This is a genomic window from Arthrobacter sp. Bi83 (genome assembly GCF_918698095.1).
Classification (GTDB): domain Bacteria; phylum Actinomycetota; class Actinomycetes; order Actinomycetales; family Micrococcaceae; genus Arthrobacter.
On the sequence record NZ_CAKKLY010000057.1, the window covers coordinates 1 to 20,440 of the forward strand.

20 protein-coding genes and 1 pseudogene are annotated in these 20,440 nt (G+C 63.8%); 5 read left to right on the forward strand and 16 right to left on the reverse strand.

Annotated features, from left to right (window positions below):
- The first annotated feature begins 194 nt into the window (after positions 1 to 194).
- Positions 195 to 491, forward strand: coding sequence for a hypothetical protein (locus LQ144_RS19715; RefSeq protein ID WP_230120623.1), 297 nt, complete (start codon positions 195 to 197; stop codon positions 489 to 491).
- A 57-nt stretch (positions 492 to 548) separates the two neighbouring features.
- Here LQ144_RS19715 and LQ144_RS19720 read toward each other — a convergent pair whose 3' ends face one another.
- The 13 genes and pseudogenes from LQ144_RS19720 to LQ144_RS19780 form a co-directional block, all read right to left on the reverse strand.
- Positions 549 to 1,472, reverse strand: coding sequence for a triose-phosphate isomerase family protein (locus LQ144_RS19720; protein WP_230120625.1), 924 nt, complete (start codon positions 1,470 to 1,472; stop codon positions 549 to 551).
- A gap of 57 nt (positions 1,473 to 1,529) precedes the next feature.
- Positions 1,530 to 2,885, reverse strand: a complete 1,356-nt coding sequence (locus LQ144_RS19725) for an MFS transporter (RefSeq protein WP_230120627.1) — start codon at positions 2,883 to 2,885, stop codon at positions 1,530 to 1,532.
- 90 nt (positions 2,886 to 2,975) lie between these two features.
- Complete coding sequence (locus LQ144_RS19730) at positions 2,976 to 3,167, reverse strand: hypothetical protein (RefSeq protein WP_230120629.1); 192 nt, start codon at positions 3,165 to 3,167, stop codon at positions 2,976 to 2,978.
- An 11-nt stretch (positions 3,168 to 3,178) separates the two neighbouring features.
- The gene (locus LQ144_RS19735; protein WP_230120631.1) at positions 3,179 to 3,946 is read right to left on the reverse strand and encodes an SDR family oxidoreductase; all 768 of its coding nucleotides are present in this window, start codon (positions 3,944 to 3,946) and stop codon (positions 3,179 to 3,181) included.
- A 93-nt stretch (positions 3,947 to 4,039) separates the two neighbouring features.
- Positions 4,040 to 5,008 carry a 3-hydroxyacyl-CoA dehydrogenase family protein gene (locus tag LQ144_RS19740; RefSeq protein ID WP_230120633.1) on the reverse strand — a complete coding sequence of 323 codons (969 nt, stop codon included), beginning with the start codon at positions 5,006 to 5,008 and terminating at the stop codon, positions 4,040 to 4,042.
- Between the two features lie 2 nt (positions 5,009 to 5,010).
- Positions 5,011 to 5,493 (reverse strand): ribose-5-phosphate isomerase, encoded by a 483-nt coding sequence (locus tag LQ144_RS19745; protein ID WP_230120635.1) that lies wholly within the window; start codon positions 5,491 to 5,493, stop codon positions 5,011 to 5,013.
- Positions 5,490 to 7,265, reverse strand: coding sequence for a dihydroxyacetone kinase subunit DhaL (dhaL, locus tag LQ144_RS19750; protein WP_230120636.1), 1,776 nt, complete (start codon positions 7,263 to 7,265; stop codon positions 5,490 to 5,492). The genes LQ144_RS19745 and dhaL overlap by 4 nt, the downstream gene beginning before the upstream one ends.
- A 153-nt stretch (positions 7,266 to 7,418) precedes the next feature.
- Complete coding sequence (locus LQ144_RS19755; protein ID WP_230120638.1) at positions 7,419 to 8,423, reverse strand: sugar phosphate isomerase/epimerase family protein; 1,005 nt, start codon at positions 8,421 to 8,423, stop codon at positions 7,419 to 7,421.
- A 240-nt stretch (positions 8,424 to 8,663) separates the two neighbouring features.
- On the reverse strand, positions 8,664 to 9,398 hold the full coding sequence (locus tag LQ144_RS19760; protein ID WP_230120640.1) for a GntR family transcriptional regulator: 735 nt from the start codon (positions 9,396 to 9,398) through the stop codon (positions 8,664 to 8,666).
- 122 nt (positions 9,399 to 9,520) lie between these two features.
- Positions 9,521 to 10,594 (reverse strand): alkene reductase, encoded by a 1,074-nt coding sequence (locus LQ144_RS19765; RefSeq protein WP_230120642.1) that lies wholly within the window; start codon positions 10,592 to 10,594, stop codon positions 9,521 to 9,523.
- 178 nt (positions 10,595 to 10,772) lie between these two features.
- A complete protein-coding gene (locus LQ144_RS19770) occupies positions 10,773 to 11,399 on the reverse strand; it encodes a PKD domain-containing protein (protein WP_230120644.1) in 627 nt (208 codons plus the stop codon).
- A 324-nt stretch (positions 11,400 to 11,723) separates the two neighbouring features.
- Positions 11,724 to 12,389, reverse strand: coding sequence for a DUF6318 family protein (locus LQ144_RS19775; protein ID WP_230120646.1), 666 nt, complete (start codon positions 12,387 to 12,389; stop codon positions 11,724 to 11,726).
- A 229-nt stretch (positions 12,390 to 12,618) separates the two neighbouring features.
- A pseudogene (locus LQ144_RS19780) lies at positions 12,619 to 14,306 on the reverse strand (hypothetical protein).
- Between the two features lie 252 nt (positions 14,307 to 14,558).
- Here LQ144_RS19780 and LQ144_RS19785 point away from each other — a divergent pair.
- Positions 14,559 to 14,993, forward strand: coding sequence for a pyridoxamine 5'-phosphate oxidase family protein (locus tag LQ144_RS19785; protein WP_230120648.1), 435 nt, complete (start codon positions 14,559 to 14,561; stop codon positions 14,991 to 14,993).
- Positions 14,994 to 15,021: 28 nt separating this feature from the next.
- Entirely contained in the window at positions 15,022 to 15,450 is a 429-nt protein-coding gene (locus LQ144_RS19790) for a very short patch repair endonuclease (protein ID WP_230120650.1), read from the forward strand.
- A gap of 18 nt (positions 15,451 to 15,468) precedes the next feature.
- On the opposite strand, the gene LQ144_RS19795 is transcribed toward LQ144_RS19790, so the two are convergent.
- A complete protein-coding gene (locus LQ144_RS19795; protein WP_230120651.1) occupies positions 15,469 to 16,227 on the reverse strand; it encodes a response regulator transcription factor in 759 nt (252 codons plus the stop codon).
- Between the two features lie 99 nt (positions 16,228 to 16,326).
- Here LQ144_RS19795 and LQ144_RS19800 point away from each other — a divergent pair, with 99 nt between their 5' ends.
- Complete coding sequence (locus tag LQ144_RS19800) at positions 16,327 to 17,994, forward strand: ATP-binding protein (RefSeq protein WP_230120653.1); 1,668 nt, start codon at positions 16,327 to 16,329, stop codon at positions 17,992 to 17,994.
- 16 nt (positions 17,995 to 18,010) lie between these two features.
- On the opposite strand, the gene LQ144_RS19805 is transcribed toward LQ144_RS19800, so the two are convergent.
- On the reverse strand, positions 18,011 to 18,682 hold the full coding sequence (locus tag LQ144_RS19805) for a TetR/AcrR family transcriptional regulator (RefSeq protein ID WP_290369795.1): 672 nt from the start codon (positions 18,680 to 18,682) through the stop codon (positions 18,011 to 18,013).
- 197 nt (positions 18,683 to 18,879) lie between these two features.
- Here LQ144_RS19805 and LQ144_RS19810 point away from each other — a divergent pair, with 197 nt between their 5' ends.
- On the forward strand, positions 18,880 to 19,167 hold the full coding sequence (locus tag LQ144_RS19810) for a hypothetical protein (RefSeq protein WP_230120655.1): 288 nt from the start codon (positions 18,880 to 18,882) through the stop codon (positions 19,165 to 19,167).
- 43 nt (positions 19,168 to 19,210) lie between these two features.
- Here LQ144_RS19810 and LQ144_RS19815 read toward each other — a convergent pair whose 3' ends face one another.
- Positions 19,211 to 20,413 carry an McrC family protein gene (locus LQ144_RS19815; protein WP_230120665.1) on the reverse strand — a complete coding sequence of 401 codons (1,203 nt, stop codon included), beginning with the start codon at positions 20,411 to 20,413 and terminating at the stop codon, positions 19,211 to 19,213.
- Positions 20,414 to 20,440: the final 27 nt, after the last annotated feature.

A 20,440-nucleotide genomic window follows, 5' to 3' on the forward strand; every position in this document is an offset into this window, starting at 1 on the left:
GGCACGGATGGGTGCTGCGGGAGTTGGGTCACCACAACATTTTGCCTCACATGATCCCCTTCGGACGCGAAACCGCGGGAAAGTAGCGGCGGCGCCAGGCGGGATGCGGGTCAACCAACCGGCTCTACCCACGGCTGGGCTTAAGTGATGTAGTGACTGTAGGCAGCGGAAATCCTTCAGGTAGGCGGTGCACCATGCAGGAATTGCTCATCATTCTTCAGGACGGCTTCAATGCGGACGAAGTCGCCATCACCGTCAACGGCAAGGAAGCCCGGTACGACCGCGACGTCACCACCCGGGAGCTGTTGGGCATGGCCGAGGAAGTTTCCGTGGAGCTCCCCGCGAAGGGCGCGACGGTGGGCGTGGAAGTGACAAGCCGGAACCTCAGCGCCGAGAAGAAGCTGCACGGACGGCCGCGGAGCCTCCTCGTATCCATCGAGGACGGCCAACTGGTGCTGAGCGAAGGGACCGGCCGCGAGGCATTTCTCTAAGCCGTCCCCTTGTGCGGTTCTCAGCTGCCTAGCCCGGACTGCCGGGACTGCCGCGGGTCAGCGTGTCTTCGGCGCTGGAGTCTCCGACGAGTCCAGCGCCTCCGAGAGTGCCAGCGCCTCGTCCAGCACCTTGCCGAAGTTCGCGGCGTCGTGGGCGAACCGCCCGAGGAAGAGGCCGGAGACTCCATCAAGTGTGGGCAGCAGCCCGGGCTTCGCGGAACCGCCGTAGATTATTGGAATGTCGCTCAGCGTCCTGCCGCTTTGCTGCCGGTGGCCGGCAAGGAGAGTGCGAAGCGAACGCACGACGGCGGTCACGTACTCCGCGCCTGCAGGCTCGGCAGCGCCGATGGCCCAGACGGGTTCGTAGGCGATGACGAGGCGAGAGGCAAGATCCCAGTCTCCGCCGGCCGCGGCCTGGATCTGCCGGTACACGAACGCGGCGGCGGATTCGGAGGCAGAGGCGGATCCGGGCTCGTCGTCGGAGACGGATCCCAGGCCGCCGGGACCTCCGTTCGTCCCCGAAGCAGGCCCCTCCGCCCCCTCGCCGACGCACAGCAGCGGCGTGATGCCGGCGTCGTCCGCTGCCCTGACTTTGAGCGCAACCATGGCGTTGTCCTCACCGAAATACCGGCGTCGTTCGGCATGGCCGATCTCCACGAGGCTTACGCCGAGCTCGGCAAGGAGCGACGGCGAGACCTCGCCTGTCCACGGACCGTCCGCCCAGCCGCAGTCCTGTGCGCCGAGCAAGGCCGGCGAGCCGGCCAGGATGTCGGCGGCCGCGGGGAGCAAGGGAAAGGACGGGATCACAAACGGGACCACCCGTCCGGCCGCGAGGGCCGGACGGGCGTCCACTTCCTGGCGCAGCTCGCCCAGCCAGCGCAGGCTGTCCCGGTACCCCAGGTACATCTTGGTGCTGACACCTACGAAGATGGTGTCAGACCCGGTTCGGTCTGCGGGGCCGGCTGGGCTGGGCTGCGTCATTCTGGTTGCTGCTTTCCTTGGATGATTGCCGAGTTGCTTCTCTGGTTACTCCAGCAGTTACTTCTCGAGCAGGTCGTCAGCCTTGCTCTGGAACTTGCGCGTACCGTACATCATCACCGCGGCGAGGAACGGCAACACACCCAGCGCGTAGACGCCCATGGTTCCCGTGTCTGAGGCGGTGATCTGGTTGACCGACGTGCGCAGGATCGGGGCCACGAAGCCGCCGAGGTTGCCCAGCGAGTTGATCAGACCGATGCCGGCCGCGGCGGCGGTTCCGGTGAGGAACGCCGTCGGGTAAGACCATGCGATGGGGCCGATCGACAGGAAGCTGCAGACCGCCAGGCAAATGAACATGATGCCAAGCACCGGAAGGTGGTTGCTTCCGGCCCAGGCCGAACCGAAGATGCAGAGCCCGGTGGAGATGAAAAGCCCGGTGCCCCAGACACGTCGGCGGACCACCGTGTTGGCCGCCTTGCCAATGAAGTAGCAGGCGAAGATGCCGAAGAACCACGGGATGGCAGCCATCATTCCGACGGCGAAGCCCACCTTCTGGCCGGTCAGCTGCGCCACCTGCTGCGGCAGGTAGAACGTCACGCCGTACACGGCGATCTGCAGGCAGAAGTAAATGACGGTGAAGTACCAGACGCGGCCGTTGCGCATGGCAGCCAGCACGCCGCGTGGTCCGGATTCTTCCTTGACGTTGTCCTCAAGGGCCATGACGTCCAGAAGCGCCTTCTTTTCGCCGGTGTTGAGGAACTTGGCGTCCTGCGGGCTGTTGATCAGGAAGAAGTAGGCGGCAATACCGGCCAAAACGGCGAGCGTGCCCTCGACGAAGAACATGACCTGCCAGCCCTGGACGCCGGGAACCTGGTCGCCGATGTTGATCAGCCAGCCGGAGAGCGGTGCGCCCATCATCTGGGAGAACGGCTGGGCCAGGTAGAAGATGGCGAACATCTTGACACGGACCTTGTTGGGGAACCACGCCGCGAGGAACATGATGACGCCGGGGAAGAGCCCGGCTTCGGTGACACCCAGCAGGAACCGCAGGATGATGAACGACGTCTCGCCCTGGACGAAGGCGAAGCAGGCGGAGACGATGCCCCACGTGATGGCGATGCGGGCCAGCCAGACCTTGGCGCCGAATTTCGTCAGCAGCAGGTTGGACGGAATCTCGAACAGGGCGTAGCCGATGAAGAAGATGCCGGCCCCGAGCGCGTACGCACCGGCGGTAACGCCCTTGTCCGCACCCAGCGCTGCTTCGGCGAAGCCCACGTTGGTGCGGTCCAGGAAGGCCACAACGTAGAGAATCACCAGCATCGGCATGAGCCGGAAGGACGCCTTGGAGATGGCCGATTTCAGGACCGGCGAATCCAGCAGCTCCTTCGTAGCGGATGTTGTTGGTGTGACAGTCATTCAAACTCCTCGTTGAGTAAGTCAGTGAGCAAATCAGACGGGCAAAAACTGGTGGTGCCTTTGAGGGTGGTGCCTTATAGCTGTAAGTGCTTAGAGCGAGAACGCGATGAGCGCTACCCCGATGAGGCAGGCGAGGACGCCCACGGCGAGGTAGATCTTGCGCTCTTTGGTCCACGATGCGAACCCGGTAGGGGCGGCCACGACGGCGGCTGCAGACCGGCGGGTGGACTGGCCGCGCTGGGTGTACTGGCTGGTGCGGGTGGAACGGCTGTTCTGGGCCATGGAGGTCCTTCCTAGTGCATGTAGAGTCCGCCATCCACATTCAGCGTCTGGCCGGAGATGTATCCGGCGTCCTCGCTGATGAGGAAGGCGATGGCTGCTGCGATGTCGCGGGTGGATCCGACGCGGTTGACCACGAGGTCCTTGGTGAGTTCGTCCTTGCGTTCCTGGCTGAGCGTGCCGCCCATGATGTCGGTGTCGATGGGGCCCGGGGAGATGGCGTTGACGGTGATGTCGTACTCCCCCAGTTCGCGGGCGGTGGCGCGGGTCAGGCCGATGACGCCGGCCTTGGCCACGGAGTAGGGCGTCTTGGAGAACGTGCCGCCGCCGCGCTGGGCGGAGACGGAGGAGATGTTCACGATGCGCCCGATGCGGTTCTTGGCCATGGACTCGGCGACGCGGCGCGTGGCGTAGTGGACTCCGTTGAGGTTGATGTTCAGGACGCGGTCCCATTCGGCAGCGTCGAGTTCCAGGTACGGGACGGGCGAGCTGACCCCGGCCACGTTGGCGAGAGCCACGATCTGCGGCAGCTCGGCCTCGATCGAGTCGATCGCCGCACGGACCGACTCTTCGCTGGCTACGTTGGCACCGACGCCGTGGGCCTTCACACCGTAGTTGCCGGCGATCTCCTTGGCGGTGGACTGGCACAGGGCGTCATCGAGGTCGATGATGCCGATGTTCCAGCCCTGCTCCGCCAGGTAGTTGGCAGTGGCGCGGCCGATGCCGCGCTCCGAGACCGCGCCGGTGACAATGGCAGTGCGCGCTGACGGAAAAGTACTCATGGGTGTGCTCCTAAGAAGTTCAAGTAAGAGGGCGCGGCTCAGCCGGACCGGGCCCGCAAGTTGGGGGCCCGGTCCTATAAAAAACCGGAGGAACTAGTTGATCGGGGCCGGGCCCAGGTCTTCGATGAGCTTCTGCATGGCGACGTACGCCTTGTTGCGGTAGGCGATCAGCTCGGGGGTGCGCTCGGCCGGGACGTTGAGGAAGCCCGCCCCGGTCTTGGTGCCGAGCTTTCCTGCTTCCACGAGGTCCGTGAGGATCTTCGGTGTGGCAAAGCGCTCCGGGAAATCGGTCTGCAGGGACTTGTAGCAGAAGTTGTAGACGTCCAGGCCAGCCATGTCGGCGATGGCGAACGGTCCGAAGAACGGCAGACGGAAGCCAAAGGTGGTGCGGACCAAAGTGTCCACGTCTTCCGCCGTCGCAATTCCCTGTTCCACGAGCTGCGCGGCTTCGTGGAACAGCGCGTACTGGAGACGGTTGAGCACGAAGCCGGTGACGTCCTTGACCACGGCGGTCTGCTTGTTGGCTGCGTGCACCAGGTCGCGGACAGCGCCCACGGTCTCGGCCGACGTTCCGGCGTGGGGGATGATCTCCACGCCCGGGATGAACGGCGACGGGTTGGAGAAGTGCACGCCCAGGAAGCGCTCCGGGTGGGCGACCGGCTCGGAGAGGTCCGCGATGGAAATCGTGGACGTGTTGGAGCCAATGATCGCGTCCGGACGGGCTGCGGCGCTGATCCGGGCGAGGGTCTGGTGCTTGATCTCGATGACCTCGGGCACGGCCTCCTCGATGAAGTCGGCGTCGGCCACGGCCTCTTCGATGTCCTTCGCAGCCCAGAGGTTCTGCTTCAGGATTTCGGTGGAACCTTCCGGAAACAGGCCGTCGGCCACAAACTGGTCGGACTCCGTGAGCAGGCGTTCGTAGTTCTTCTGCGCCACCTCGGCGGACACATCGGCCAGGGCAACGCGCGCCCCGCCCAGCGCCAGGACCTGGGCAATGCCGCCGCCCATGTACCCGGAGCCGACGACGGCGATCTTGCGTGAGCTGTTGGTTACTTCAGTCATGGTCAGTCAGCCTTCGTGTAGTCGGGTTCGTAAGAGCAGATGGCGTCCACCTTGGCCGCCGAGGATGAGTTCTCATCGAAGCGGTGTTCGAGCCACTCGCCAACGAGCTTCTTGGCGAGTTCAAGTCCGATCACACGCTGGCCCATGGTGAGGACCTGCGCGTTGTTGCTCAGCACCGAGCGTTCCACCGAGTAGCTGTCGTGCGCGGTGACGGCCCGGATTCCGGGAACCTTGTTGGCCGCAATGGCCACGCCCAGACCTGTTCCGCAGATGAGGAGTGCGCGGTCGGCTTCGCCGTCGGCCACTTTGCGAGCGGCGTTGACGGCGACGTGCGGGTACGCGGTGGAGTCGTTCGGCCCCACGCCGATGTCCAGCACGGATGCCACGCGGCTGTCGGCCTCGAGCAGCGCCTTCAGTGCTTCCTTGTATTCGACGCCAGCCTCATCGTTGCCGATGACAATGCGCCAGCCTGCGGTGTTAGTCATTTTTGTGCCCCATTTCCGGCCGCGGCGGCCATGTCGGACGTGGCCGCTTCGGAACCGGCCAGTTCAGATTGGATGTAGGTGGCGATCCGTTCGGCGATCAGTGCGAAGGACACGGCACCGGGATCGGGATGGCCCAGGCTCTTTTCAGCCAGCGGGCGGGCACGGCCCTTGAGCGGGCGGAGGTCCGCCGTCAGCCGGGCGGCTTCGGTAGCCGCGGAAGCAGCGGTGGCGAGGGCACTGCCCACGGAGGCGCCGCCGTCGGACGCTTCCCGGAACGCGTCCCGGAACGGCAGGAGGGCATCCACCATGGTCTTGTCCCCCAGTTCGGCCTTGCCGAGTTCCGTGATCGCATCGGTGAAGGCGGTCACCGCGGCAGCGGCGTCCCCGGCCGGGTAGGAGTCGCGGTTGCCCAGCGCAAGGCCGGCGGCGATCACCGCCGACCCCCACAGCGCGCCCGAGGTTCCGCCGGCGCGTTCACTCCACGCTTCCCCGGCCTGGGTGAGCACCCGCTCAACAGACGCCCCGGCTGTCGCGTTCTGCTCACCTGCAGCCAGAGCCGCGTCGACGCCGCGGCGCATGCCGATGCCGTGGTCGCCGTCGCCGGCGATGGCGTCCAGGTTGCCAAGTTCCTCTTCATGTTCGACGACGACGTCCCGCACCTGCGCGAGCACGGCGGCTGCCAGCCGGCCGAGGTCAGCGGACGCCGCGGTAGCTTTTTCCGATTCTTCAGCCATCGTGTCTTCCGCGTCCGCCAGCTCGCGGCGGGCCCGCGGTGCGAGGTTGCCCTTACGGTATGCCGGGGTGTCGGCCGGAGCCGCCCAGTACTGCTCGATCTCATCGTCCAGCCAGAGCAGGGTCAGGGACAGGCCGGACATGTCCAGGCTGGTAACCAGCTCGCCGCACTCGGGCTCCACTACGGTGAGGCCGGCGGCGTTGAGAAGCTTCTCGATCTTGCCGAACAGCAGGAACAGTTCGTCGTACTTGACGGTGCCAAGGCCGTTGACAATGGCCACCACGCGGTCGCCGGCGTCGTCGGGCTTGTCCGCCAGGAGCCGTGAGACCAGCAGTTGGGCCAGTTCGGAGGCCGTGGGCATGGGGTGCTCAGAGATGCCAGGCTCGCCGTGGATTCCCAGGCCCAGCGACATCTGGCCGGCGGGCACATGGAAGAGCGGTTCGCTGGCACCGGGCAGGGTGCAGCCGTCGAAGGCGACGCCCAGAGAGCGCGTCCGGTGGTTGGTCTTGATGGCCAGCCGTTCCACCTCGTCCAGGTTCAAGCCCGCTTCGGCAGCCGCGCCGGCCACCTTGAACACCGTGAGGTCACCGGCGATGCCGCGGCGCTTCTCGATCTGGTCCACGGGGGCGCTGGCGATGTCGTCAGTCACCAGCACGGTGCGGGTTTCGATGCCCTCAGCGTTGAGCCGCAGCTGGGCCTGGCCGAAGTGCAGGACGTCGCCTGCGTAGTTGCCGTAGCTGAGGAGCACTCCCCCGCCGGCGTTCGCGGCTTTGGCCACGCGGTAGACCTGCCCGGCGGCGGGCGAGGCGAACATGTTGCCGCAGGCCGAAGCCGCTGCCAGGCCCGGTCCCACGAGTCCGGCGAAGGCGGGGTAGTGGCCGGAGCCGCCGCCGATCACGAGGGCCACCTGGCCGGTGGGCACTTCGGTTGAGCGGACGACGCCGCCGTCCACGCGGGCAACATACCCGCGGTTGGCAGCCACAAAGCCGTCCAGCGCCTCATCCGCGAAATCAGCGGGATTGTCGAAGATCTGGGTCATGGTTCCTCATTGAATCCGAGTTGGGTTGATCAGTTCTGATGCGATCCGGCGGAGGGTGCCCACCGGAGGGCCCCGGGAAGGCAGCCGTCCGAGCGGGGCCCGACGGCCGCCGTCGGAAGTTCGGTCCCGGTGGGAACCGGGCCTCCGGGGACTTTAGGAAGTGGCGAGTTCGACGGCGGCCGGCTGCAGCTGGCCCTGCGCCACCTGGCTGGTGCCAAGCGCGTAGCCGTCCTTCTTGGGGAGGACGTGGCGGCGCAGGTAGTCCTGGTTGCTGGCCGTGACGGACAGGCCGTCGCCGCCGTAGTGCTCGGTGCAGATGATGCCCTGATAGCCAGCCGCAATGGCAACTTTGAACGCCTCGCGGTAGTTGATGAGGCCGCTTTCCATCGGAGCCGGCATGGCGACGTAGCTGTCGCGGGCCACATCCTCGTCACGGATGTAGTTCTTCATGTGCCAGTAGTTCGAATACGGCATGGTCTTGGCCACCAATTCGCGCCAGTCCTCGATGGGACGGTGCAGGCGGATCAGGTTTCCGATGTCCGGGTTGAGCCCGACGTTGGTCAGGCCGATGTCCTGCACCAGCTGCACGGAGGAGTCCGCGGTGCCGAGGTAGGTGTCCTCGTACATCTCGAGCGAGAGGAGAACGCCTACCTCTGCCGCGTGGCGGCCCAGTTCGCGGAACCGCGTGACGGCGTTGCTCCAGGCTTCCTTGTCCCCTACCGGATCCTTATAGCCTTCAACGGTCCAGAACCACAGCTGCTTCTGCTGCTCCGGGGTGATTGCCTGGTGCAGGCCGAAGGAAACCACTTCGCAGCCGAGCTCGGCGGCGGCGTCGATGGTGCGGTGGCTGTACTCAAGGTTGGCTGCCCAGTTGCCCTCCTCGATGACGCTGCGGCGGATGGCGGAGATGACGGGCATGCCGATCCCCACACTCTCAGCGGTCTGCTTGAACTCCGCGAGGCGTTCCTTGCTGAGATCGCCGGGACGGACCCAGCTGTCGGTGAGGTCGGCGTTGGCGAAGCCTGCTTCCTTGACTTCGGTAAGAACCTCGGCCCAGGCGGCGGCGTCGGCGTCATTGATGTGGGTTCCCTGGGCGTCAGTGCCGGGGAACTGCAGCAGGGCTGCGGTGATGGGCCAGTTCTCAGCTGTATATGCCACGTTGTGCACTCCTTCGTGAATCCTGTTTCCTATAGGATCTACTATCCAGAGCAAGGTTGTCAAGATCACATTTACCTACGCGGGGAACAATCGAAGATCCTATAGTGAGTACCGCGGCTTGTGAAGAGGGCCACTTCCGGGCAGCCCCATGCTTTCAGAACCCCCCATCCGGCTAGCGCCCAGTGTGTCGTGTTGAGGGCCGAAACGACACCTACTGCGAGCACTGCGAGCTACACGGGATTAGTCTGCCGGGGCGTCGGCGATCGCCCGCGCGCGGACTTTCTGCACATGATCAGCCATGGCGGCTTCGGCCTTTTCGGGATCACCGGTTGAGAGTGCGTCCAGCACTGACTGGTGCTCGGCGATGGCGTTCTCCGCGTCGGTAATGCCGACGCCGCCGAAAAGCCGAAACCGCTGGACCTGCCCGCCCAGGGCCGCATAGGCGGCAACCATGAATTGGTTCCCGGTCTGTTTCGCGATCAGCTGGTGAAAGCGCTCGTCGGCTTCCAGGTAGTCCTTGTAGTCAGCAAACGACGGGCCGCGCGGGGCGGATTTCAGGTCGGCCACGGCTTCTTCGAGCTCCGCGAGCCTTTCGGGTGTGAGGCGGCTGCACGCTAGACGGGCATTGACGGGTTCGATCGCAAGCCGGGCCTCCATGAGCTCCGCGAAGTCCTCCCGCGTGAAGACGGGGGCAACGCGATAGCCTTTCAACGCCACTCTCCGGACCATCCCCGTGTGCTCCAGCCGTGCCAGGGCTTCACGGACAGGAGTAGGGGAAACGTCGAGTTCGCGCGCGGTTCCGTCGATGCTTACGGCGGCGCCGGGTTCCAGCCGTCCGTCCATGAGGGATGCCAGGAGTTCCTCGTAAACATGGTCGGCCAAAACCTGACGGTTGACGGTCCGTCCCCCTCGGCGGTCGCCGGTCTGATCGTCGGACCGGCTGCCGGCGCGGGGGCCGTTGGACGCTTTTTGCATGCTCAAATCCTATAGGGATGCATCTGCGACCGTGAGCGGCCCTTCGCTTGCCGGGTTTAGAGCGATGAAAACAGGAGAACCGCCCGGGTATCCGGGCGGTTTTCCTGTTTGCTAGCAGGTTGTTAGGCGGGCTGGTACACCGGGTAATCGGTGTACCCCTCTGCACCTTCGCCGTAGAACGTGCTCTGGTCGGGCTCGTTCACTGGCAGGCCTTCGCGCCAGCGGCGGGCGAGGTCCGGGTTGGCGATGGCCGGCCGGCCAACCACCACGGCGTCGGCATGGCCGTCTGCGACCAGGGAAACTGCTTCCTCACGGGTGGTGACGACGCCGAAGCCGGTGTTGACCAGGAAGGTGCCGTTGAAGCGGGCGCGCAGGTCCTGGACCAGCTCCCCCGCGGGTTCGTCGTGCAGGATGCTCAGGTATGCGAGGTTCAGCGGTGCGATCGTGTCGACCAGGACTTCGTAGGTTGCGCGGACGTCATCAGCGTCAGTTTCAGCGATTCCCTGGACGTTGTGCTGGGGCGAAATCCGGATTCCCACGCGGTTCGCTCCGAGCGCTTCGACAACGGCGTTCACCGTCTCTATGACGAATCGCGCCCGGTTTTCAGGAGAGCCGCCGTAGCTGTCCGTGCGCACGTTGCTGTTCGGGGCGAGGAATTCATGCAGAAGGTAACCGTTGGCAGAGTGCAGCTCCACGCCGTCGAACCCTGCTTCGATTGCGTTGAGCGACGCCGTCACGATTTCCTGCATCACCACCGGGAGCTCATCCGTGGAAAGCTCGTGCGGCACGGGGTAGGCCTGCTTGCCGGTGTAGGTGCGGGTCTCGCCCTCGATTGCAACAGCGCTGGGAGCGACAATCTGGTGGCCGCCGGTGATGTCCTCGTGGGAGACACGGCCGCCGTGCATGATCTGGGCGAACATCCGGCCGCCCTCAGCGTGGACGGCGTTCGTGACCTTTTTCCATCCGGCGATTTGCTCAGGAGTGACGATCCCTGGCTGCCCCGGGTAGGAGCGTCCTGCCGGGCTGGGGTACGTGCCTTCGCTGATGATCAGGCCAAGGGAAGCCCGCTGGCGGTAATGTTCCACCACGAGCGGTCCGGGTACGCCTTCCTTGCCGGAGCGAAGTCGGGTGAGGGGCGCCATCACGAGACGGTTGGAGAGTTCAAGTTCGCCGAGGCTCAGAGGGGAAAACAGCATGCGTGGTTCCTTTCACAATGCATTGGGTTCACCCGATGCAACTGCCAAGCGTGTGCAAGTATTCCTCATGAGGGCAGCATCACAGGAGTCGGTCACCTGAGGCACGCCGGACACACCGAACGGCGGCCCGGCCGCGGGGGTGCCGCCGTCGTCGCCGGAGCCTCTTTCTTCCCAAGCCCTACTTGTTGCCGGCGGCAGCGCCCGGACAGCCCTGGCCGCTGGGGTTGGTGATGCAATCGTCGGCATAGTTGCGCGTCACTGAACGCCAGACGCTCACTGTTTGCGGGGCTGCACTGAACTGGCCTTGGTTGGGAATGGGGAGCGCCGGACCACCATTCACGGAGTACGTGCCCTGGAAGTAAGTAGTCAGCACGACACTGAAGTCGCCCGTTTCCGCATAGGCGTGACTCGTGCGGGTCTTCTCACCCCAGCGGTCCTGCGGCAATGGTCCGCCCATTGTGGTCATTGGGCCAAGTGAGGTCCCGTCTCCGTAGTCCCAGCGGTATTGGACAGGTTTGGCGACAATATGAATCTTCTGCGCCAATATCGTTATGTCGAACTGCTGCTCGTCGGCACGCGCATAAAAGTTGGTCTCGGCCCCTCGAAGAGTGTGCGGGCTGGGCTGGGCCGTCGATTTTCCAGGTGTCACAGGCAGCTTGTCGAATTCTCGCTGAATGAGCGCCGCAATTCGGGGAAGCAGGTCTTCCGGGTTCTTGTCGTAGAGGCAGGTTGGGCCCCCTCCGTTGCCCGCCCACTGCGTCCACGTCGGATTCGCGATTGACCTTGGAGCCACTTTCCAGATCACAGGTACGCCCGGCTTTCCGTCGGCTCGTGGAGGGCAAGGACGTTGTCCGGCCAGGCACTTGATGGCCAAATTGCCGTCGTCCACCTGGCACTGGGGGAACGCGTTGTACTGATTTGGATCCTCACTGACGAATCCCGGAGGCGCCGGCACTATCTCGCCCGTGTCCTTGTCGAGTACCCAATTCACCGCGCCTACGTCTATGCCTTTGTCCTCGTATCCAACGACAATGGGTGGCTCGTCAGCGCTGGCTCCCGTTGGCAACAATACAGCCGCCACCACTGTGCACAATGCAGCGAGTACTCCCCGGCAAATTCCGCCCATGGTTTAGCGAATTAGGCCAAGGTCGGTCATAGCCCAACCAGTAGAATCAAACTGGAACACAGCCTGACTCGCAGTATTGGACGCCTTGGTCACGGCTTGATAGAGGGTCCCCTTGGCCTTATAGATCGCAATTTCCTCTTGAATAACTTGGACAGTTGCCTGCTGGGACAATTCTCTTGGGCTGAATTTTGTCTTCACCGCCGGTGTCTGGATTTTACCTCCGACAATCCATTTCTTCCCTCCCCAGGCAGTCTTCAAGCCATCTTGCAGCCCACTGCAAAAGCGACAATTCGGACCGCTGGCGGACTCGATCAGGGCCGTGTCGCCGGTTTCGTAGGCATATGAGAGCGCTTGAAACCAGTACTTCGCAAACGCCTCCAGCCCTTCCTTGGAGTTCTTGTCCGCCAACGGGGGTTTGACTGGCACCGGCACGTTCTGCGCCCGGCCTTTTGCGTCGGCTGGCTTATAGACGGGAGTGGGCTTCGGCGTTGGCGAGGCACTCGGGGTGACTGACGCAGACTGAGGGGCCGAAGAAGCGGGCCCGGCGCTCGGGTCGCCGCTCTTGGGACCATCGGCGTTGCTGCAGCCGCTGAAAGCCAGCGCCGAGACGGCTAGTAAGGAAATAGCGGACAGGCGCAGGCGCCCCGAAATGGATGTACGAGAAGTCATGCGCAGCTAATCCCCCCGGATAGGTTTCAAGACGACTGTGTCCGAACAATAGTTAAAGGGTAGCCGAGGCTACCCTTTCAGGCTCAAAGTTATCCACAGCCTGCGATCCCTCTGGTTTTACCACCCGCAACCCTCGGCAAAAAGTCACGAACCCGGAAAGCACATGAAAACGGGCGGGGCGCACGCTGGCGCTCCGCCCGTTTTCCCTCAGTCGAGCCCTCAAGTCCCGCTACTGCTGTGCCGGCAGCACCAGCTCCCCTGTCTTGTCAGTCGACAAGGCGAGCGAAGAAACATACTGGGGTTCGCCGTCGGGCCCGTCCAGGGCAGAGCGGACCATGTCAGGCCGCTCAAACTCCAGGCCGGTCACGTGGCAGAGGAGCCTGGCATCGCTGGGGTTCCCATCGGCATCGAACATTGGCAGGTCGATTCCATCGTCACGCCGGCGAAGGTAGTACCTCCCCTTGGTCAGCACGGCGATGACGGGCGGCAGCACCAGCGCCAAGCCCACGGCGAAGATCGGCGAGTACGGCTGGATGGCGGCGCCAAATGCTCCGAAAAACACTGCAATCGAAACACCGGCCGAGACCATCATGGACACGAAGCCCACCGGGTTTACGGCGTAAAGCATCCCGCGGCGGAACTCCGGAAGCTTGGGCGAGATCTTTAGCAGGTACTTGTTGACGGCAATGTCCGATGCGACCGTGACCACCCAGGCCATGGCGCAGTTGGCGTAGAAGCCGAGGATCGTGTTGAGGAAGTCGAACATGTTCGCCTCCATCAGGACCAGGGCGATGAGCAGGTTCACCGCCACAAAGACCATGCGGCCGGGGTACGTCTTGGTGACACGGGTAAAACTATTGGTCCAAGCCAGCGACCCGGAATACGCGTTGGTAACGTTGATCTTGATCTGGGAAATGACCACCAGCACCACAGCAAGAGTCATGGCCAGCCACCCGGGCATCATCTCCTGGTAGACGCCGAGGAACTGGTGGACCGGCTCGTTCGCGGTGGCGGAGGCGGCCGGATCGAGCTTGGCGATCAGGTAGATGGCGATAAACATGCCAACAATCTGCTTGATGGCTCCGAACATGACCCAGCCCGGCCCGGCCAGGATCACCGCGCGCCACCAGGCGCCATTGTTTTCAGCTGTCTTTGGCGGCATGAAACGCAGGTAATCGATCTGCTCGGCGATCTGGGCCATCAGCGACAAACAGACACCGGCCGCCAGCATGACTGACGCCAGGTTGGTGCCCGCTCCCCCGGATTCGCCGCTGAACGCAATGAATTCCTCCACGCTTCCCGGGTGGGAAATGAGCAGATACCCCACCGGGACCACCATGAGCAGCAGCCATAGAGGGGTGGTCCACACCTGAAGCTTGGCCAAGGTATTCATGCCATAGATGACCAGCGGAATGATGATGAGGGTGGACGCCGCATAGCCGAGCCACTGCGGAATACCCAGCCCCAATTCCAGGCCCTGGGCCATAATGGATCCCTCGAGAGCGAAGAAGATGAATGTGAACGTCGCAAAGATCACGTTGGTGACCACGGAGCCGTAATATCCAAATCCTGAGCCGCGCGTAATGAGGTCCAGGTCGATGTTGTACCGCGCCGCGTAATAAGCCAGCGGATTCCGAAGATTGCGTTTACCGTGCCGTAGGCAATCCCGATGTTCGCCCCAATGGAAAAGTCAGCCAGGTACGCAATTCCGCCGAGGGCGCTCGTCGCCACCACTCCCGCGCTCCACTTGCGGTAGGAACGGGGCGCGAACCTCAGGGTGTAGTCCTCCAAACTCTCCTTGGTGGCGCTCATCGCGTCAGCGTTGCCCGCCGTCGTGGTCCCGCTGAGGCCGTGCCCGACGGCGGTGCCAGCCGCCGCGGGATCGAGCAGTTCTGTGTCCCTCAGGTCATTTGTCATCAGTTATCGCTTTCGTCTGCGGTTCGTCTTTGTTGACGCTAGTCACGACGAGCGACGGTTCGGTCACGGGTCTATTTCGACGATGTTAAGGATTGGCAAGGTTCAGTGAAGCCTCCGAACAGGGCCAGAAACCTCTCGCCACGCAATCACCGCGGCCGGACATTGGTAGGACTATGGCGGATCCACGCGGACAACTGGGAAAATTGCCCCACACCCCTATCGCTTTTCTACATGGCGTAGAAGAATGGAGCCATGATGTTTACCCACGCCGACGGCGACCCCATCCTTAACCTCGACGACGAGCAGTGCTGGCAACTCCTGGAGGGTACGAGTCACGGCCGGCTGGTCGTCACCGTGGCCGGCGAGCCGGATATCTTTCCCGTCAACTATGTAACCAGCCGCAGGAAGCTCTACTTCCGCACAGCCCCCGGAAACAAGCTGGCCGAGCTGACCATCAATGACCGGGTCCTCTTCGAAACGGATGGCATCCTGTCAGACCAGGCCTGGTCTGTGGTCCTCCGAGGCACCGCGCGCGTACTGAACAAGTCCGCCGAAATTGCCGAAGCGGAGGCTCTGGGACTGGCGTCCTGGGTCCCTACGCTCAAGGACTTCTACGTCGAGATCGATCCTGGCTCCGTGAGCGGGCGGCATTTTCAGTTCGGCGAACAGCCGGAGCGGGAAATTTAGCAAGCGGCAGCAAGCCTAGACTTGAATCATGGCGGACCGGCTGACTCCTGAGCAGCGCAGCTGGAACATGTCCCGGATCAGGGGCAAGAACACCAAACCTGAGTTGCTGGTGCGCAGCCTCCTGCACGCCAAGGGCTACCGGTACCGCCTGCACGGGGCCTCCGGCAGCACCAAGCTCCCGGGAAATCCCGACCTGGTCTTCGCTGCCCGACGGAAAGTCATCTTCATCAACGGATGCTTCTGGCACTTCCACGACTGCAGGGTTGGCCAGCATGCGCCCAAGGCCAATGCCGACTTTTGGGAGACCAAAAGAACCAAGACGAGGAACCGCGACGCCGATCAGCGCCGGCTGCTCGAAAGCGCGGGTTGGGAGGTGCTCACAGTATGGGAGTGCGAACTGAAAGACCGGCCGGCCCTGGAGGAGCAGCTGGAGCAGTTCCTGGCCGGCCATTCATGATGCCTGCAGAGCGCCGCCTCAGCTTCGTTCGGGAGCCAGTCTGTAGCCCACGCCGCGGACCGTCTGGAGCCACCGCGGGTCCTGGGCGGAGTCGCCGAGTTTCTTGCGGAGGTTTCCCATGTGCACTTCTACGGACCGCTCATCAGCCTCGCTGATGTAACTTCCGACGTCGTAGGGTTCGTCCCGCAGGCGGCGCACCAGATCCGCTTTGGTGCGGACCATGCGGCCAGCCTCGAGCAGGGCATGCAGCAGATCGAATTCAGTCCGGGTCAGGCTTAGTTCCTGGCCATCCACGTCCACGGTCCGCGAGTCATAGCTCATGTTCAGCCCGTTGTGGCGGTAGCTGTTGGCGTCGTCGCCGGCCCCACCTAAAGGCGCGTTGAGATCGTCGGTGACTTCCGACGTCGAACGCGGGCGGCGCATCATGGCGGCGACGCGGGCGCGCAGCTCTCTGGGCCGGAAAGGCTTGGTGAGGTAGTCGTCGGCACCCGATTCCAAACCGATCAGGGTGTCCAGCTCCTCCGCCCGGGCAGTGAGCATCACGATGTAGGCGTCGGAAAACTGACGGATCTGCCGGGCCACTTCGAATCCGTCGATGTCGGGCAGGCCTAGGTCCAGGGTGATGACCGCCGGATCCAGCTCCTTTGCGGCGAGAACGCCTTCGGCTCCGCTGCTCGCGGCCGTCACCTCGAAGCCTGCCTGCGTCAGTACGACCCGCACCAGTTCGCGAATGTCGTGATCATCTTCAATGACCAACCCCACGCGTGTATCACCCATCGCAGCCCCCTCAGCCCGCTACATCCCGTCTGAAGTATAGCTCCCCCGATATCCTGCATGTATGCGTCTCTCTTGCCACGTCCCGATGGTCCAACGCTCATGAGCAGCCCAACCTGGAAGGATTCGTCCGGCAGGATGCTGCTCTTCAAGCGACCCTTCCATGAATACTCCCTGCGGGGCCGGGTGACCTTGAGCCAGATGCCTCTTTCTGTCACGGCGGGGCTCACGGCCTTCCTCATTCTGACGTTCTTCCCGGAAACACTCATGAACCCGCTTTTCATCAGTTTCCTGTTGTCCCAAGGCGCCATCCTGATTCTCTGCTACGCCGTTCCGTGGGACCGATTGCCGTATCCGAGCTTCCTGGTCCTTCCGTTGTTGGACCTGGTCTCGATTGCGCTCGGCAGGGAGGGTGGCCAGGACAGCCTGACGGGAATCAGCCTGATGGCCGTCTTCCCAGTGATCTGGTTGTGCGCCTCCGGTGTGTTTCCCAAGACGGCGGTGGCCATTTCCTTCTTCGGCCCGCTGGCGATCATCTGGCTGCCGCTGGTCATCAGGGGTGATCTGTCCGGGCAGGATCTGGCCCGCTCGCTCCTGCTCCCGGTCATGATGCTGGGGATTGGCGTTTCCGTGACCGTATTGACTCTCAGCATGATCCGGCAGCAACGCGATCTGGAGGCAAAGGATAGCCAGTTGCGCGGCGTGCTGGATGGCAGCAAGCGCCAGGAACGGCTGCTCAACACCGTGCTGGATACGGTGCATCTGGGCGTGCTGGCCGTGGACGCCGACGGGCACGACATCCTGATGAACCGGAAGCAGCGCGCCCATCATCTGCTGGCCGCTCCCCCCAGCAACGACGATCCCAACGAATCACAGCTACTGGTGTTTGGCCCTGATCGGACCACTCCGGTTCCGGTGGAGCAGCGGCCCGTCCGGCGGGCCGTGCTCGGCGAGGAATTCACCGACTATCTGGTCTGGCTCGGAGCAGGCAGCGAGCAGCGGGCGATCACGACCAGCGCGCGTCCGATGAAGGACCAGGAGGGGAACTTCGCCGGTTCCGTCATCGTGTTCAGCGACGTCACCGAACTGGTCAACGCTCTGGCGGCCAAAGACGACTTCGTCGCCAACGTCTCGCACGAGTTCCGCACGCCGCTGACGTCGATCCTGGGGTACGTGGAACTGATGCTGGATGACGACGACGGCGCTCTGCCGGACTTCCAGCGCGGCCCCCTGGAGATCATCCGTCGGAACTCCGAACGGCTCCTCACACTGGTTTCGGACCTCCTTTCCAGCAGAAACGGGCAACTGATCGTCCGCCCTCAGGCCGTGGACGTGGCCGACCTTGTACGGGCGAGCGTCACCGCCGCCCTGCCGCGGGCCACGGACTCCGGCATCCAACTGCTGGCCGACGCCCCCAAGCGGCTGGAGGCGCACGTCGACTCCGCCCGGATCTCACAGGTATTGGACAACCTGGTCTCCAACGCCATCAAGTACTCGCCGGACGGGGGCGAAGTCATTGTCTCGCTGCGCTCCGAGGACGGGCGCGTGGTGTGCAGCGTCAGCGATACCGGGATGGGGATGAGCGAACAGGACCAGGAAGAGGTCTTCGCCAAGTTCTTCCGTGCGGAAGCAGTCCGCAACTCCGCAATCCCCGGTGTGGGGCTGGGGCTCTCCATCAGCAAGGCCATCGTGGAGGCCCACGGCGGCAGCGTCTCGCTGAGCAGCGAGGTGGGGGCAGGCACCACGTTTACGTTTGCTCTCCCGGCCTGACACTCAGGCCTGACGCTCAAGCCCGGTGGTGATCGATCAGCCATCCGGCGAGCTGGCGTGCGCGCTGGCCTGCTTCAAGGTCGCCTTCAGCGGCGGAAATGATGGACCCCTTCATCAGGATGTGCCACGACCTGGAGAAGTCCTCGGTGCGCTGCAGGCCGGCTTCGTCCGCAAGCTGCTTTACGTGCCCGCGGATCTTTGCGAGGTAGTCAATGCTCGCGCGGCCCAACGGATGGGTGGAACCCATCTCGAGCAGCACGTTGATGAAGGAGCACGCCTCGAAGTCCGTGCGGCGGAACCAGTCGGAGAAGACGTCGAAGATGGCGAGGAGCTGCTGTTCGGGCGTGTCTGCCCGGCGCCGCGCTTCGCCCACGATGGCATTGACCGTCCACATGCGGTCACGCTGCTCAAGGAAGGCCAGCACAACATCGTCTTTCGAGGCGAAGTGGCGGTAGAAAGTGGCCTTGGCAACACCCGAGCGGCTGATGAGTTCGTTGATGCCCACGTCCCTGATCCCTCTGTGGGCGAAGAGATCGTAGGCCGCATCCACGATCCGTTCCCGGATCCCGACAGCAGTCTTAAGGGCCTGCGGTGGCGTGCCTGGTTCCTCGGCATGCAGGGCGGGCTGAAGCCCTCCGGAAGGAGTAATCCCGGCGCTCGATGAAGCGGAGCTGGATGAATCTTCCATTTGTTAATATCCTAGCCCAAGTGGGAGACAGACTTGTCTGTCTTGAGCTAGAGTTTCTACATGCTGTTCAATCCGTTGGGCGAGGAGCCCCGGGGGTTGGCGTAGGATCCAATGTCAGAGCATTGAGCTTTGCGGACAAGAAGTTTGACTCCTTCAAGTACCAGAACGTGAACCACCAGACGGCCCGGGAGAGCGAAATGTCTCAGCGATTGATGCCGGCAGGACCGCGGTCCTACACCGAGCAGCTCACCGAATGGCCGCAGTTCAACCAGCCGACAAAAGACCCGGAGCTCGGCCCCTTGCGCCGCCAGTCCATGGCCATCATCTCGTCAATTCTGGAAGATCCGTCCCCGGAGGGCGCCGGTATCAGAACCCGTTTGCGGGGGCTTTTGGCGCAGAACGTTGGTTGCCCCGAAAAGGCCCTGCTCGAGCACCTGCAGTCCCTGTTCGGCGACCTCGAAGACCCGGAAGCAGACCCGGCGTAGCTGAACCGGGCTCCAGACGGCGCCCGGGGGCCGGTCGACGCAGCTACATGCCCGTCCTCGCCTGCCGTACAACTTCTCCCCAGGACTGCTCGGCGAGATCGGTCACCGCGGCCAGGATTTCCGACGGCGGCCGCGACAGATCCAGCGGAAACTCCACGATGTCGATGTCGGTGTTGAGGATCCGCCTCAGCTTTACCTCCCCCGCACCGGCATAGATCAGCCACGCAGTGGGCACCTGCAACGCCGTGCAGTACGCCAGCATTTGGAAATGGTCGGCAGTCAGTGATGCCCCGCGATCCGTGCGCGCCCTGTATTGCGCGTCGTAGACCACCACGGGCCGTCCGCCCAGCAGGTGCACGGCGTCGGGCCTGACAGTCAGCCGGTCTGAATCCCGGACGGCCTCGTTGAGCATCGCGTTGTACTGCAGCCGCATTTCACCGGGAAAGGCAGCCATGGCCTGCCGGAGGGCGGCACCCACAAAGTCCTCAAAGACCCGGTCCATGTCCACCACGAACGACGCCGTCTGCTCCTGTCCCTCCCCTGCTTCGGCGGAGGCGTTGCGCAGGATCACCTCGGAGAGGCGGAGCACCGTGTGGTACCGGGCATTCATCCTGTTGGGCTGCCACGGCGGCAGCGGAGCGCCGGACTGAAGGCGAGTGGCGGCGTCGAGCTTTCCCTTGAGCTGCCGCAGGCGGCTCAGCACGTCCGGCCGCACGCCGGGAACGCGGGACATGCGCTCGAGGGCGGCACGGAGGATCCGGTTCTCCGCGATGTCCTCGGTGAACTCGTCGTAGGACACTTCCAGCGGCACAAGCATGCCCGGCCGGCGCGAGATCTGGTCCGAGATGCGGATCCGGCCCTTGACCGTCCGGAGGGACTCGTCGACTGTGAGGTAGCCCTGGAGCACGCCGCGCTGCAGGGCACGCTCGGCCAGCTGTGCCAGGGACGCTGCCAGCGCACTCCACAGCTCGGTGTGCTCGTCAGCGGTCACGGGATCGTCGCGGAAACCCTGGTCACCGGCGTAACTGAGCAGAAACAGCAGCCGGCTCAGCCCCAGCCGGTCCTTCGGCCGTACGTCGAGCTGGACCAGCGGCGTCCGCACGGATCCCACCATGCCCATGGGCTCGATCCGGTACAGGCTCATCCCCATGGGTGAGGCCTTTGCCAGTCCGCTGGCGTTCAGGAAGGCCGCGCTGGCTGGGTCCAGCTTCTCCACCACGCCGCCGGACAGTTCGTCAAGCACGATGTGCCGGAAATCCGGTCCGGAATGTCC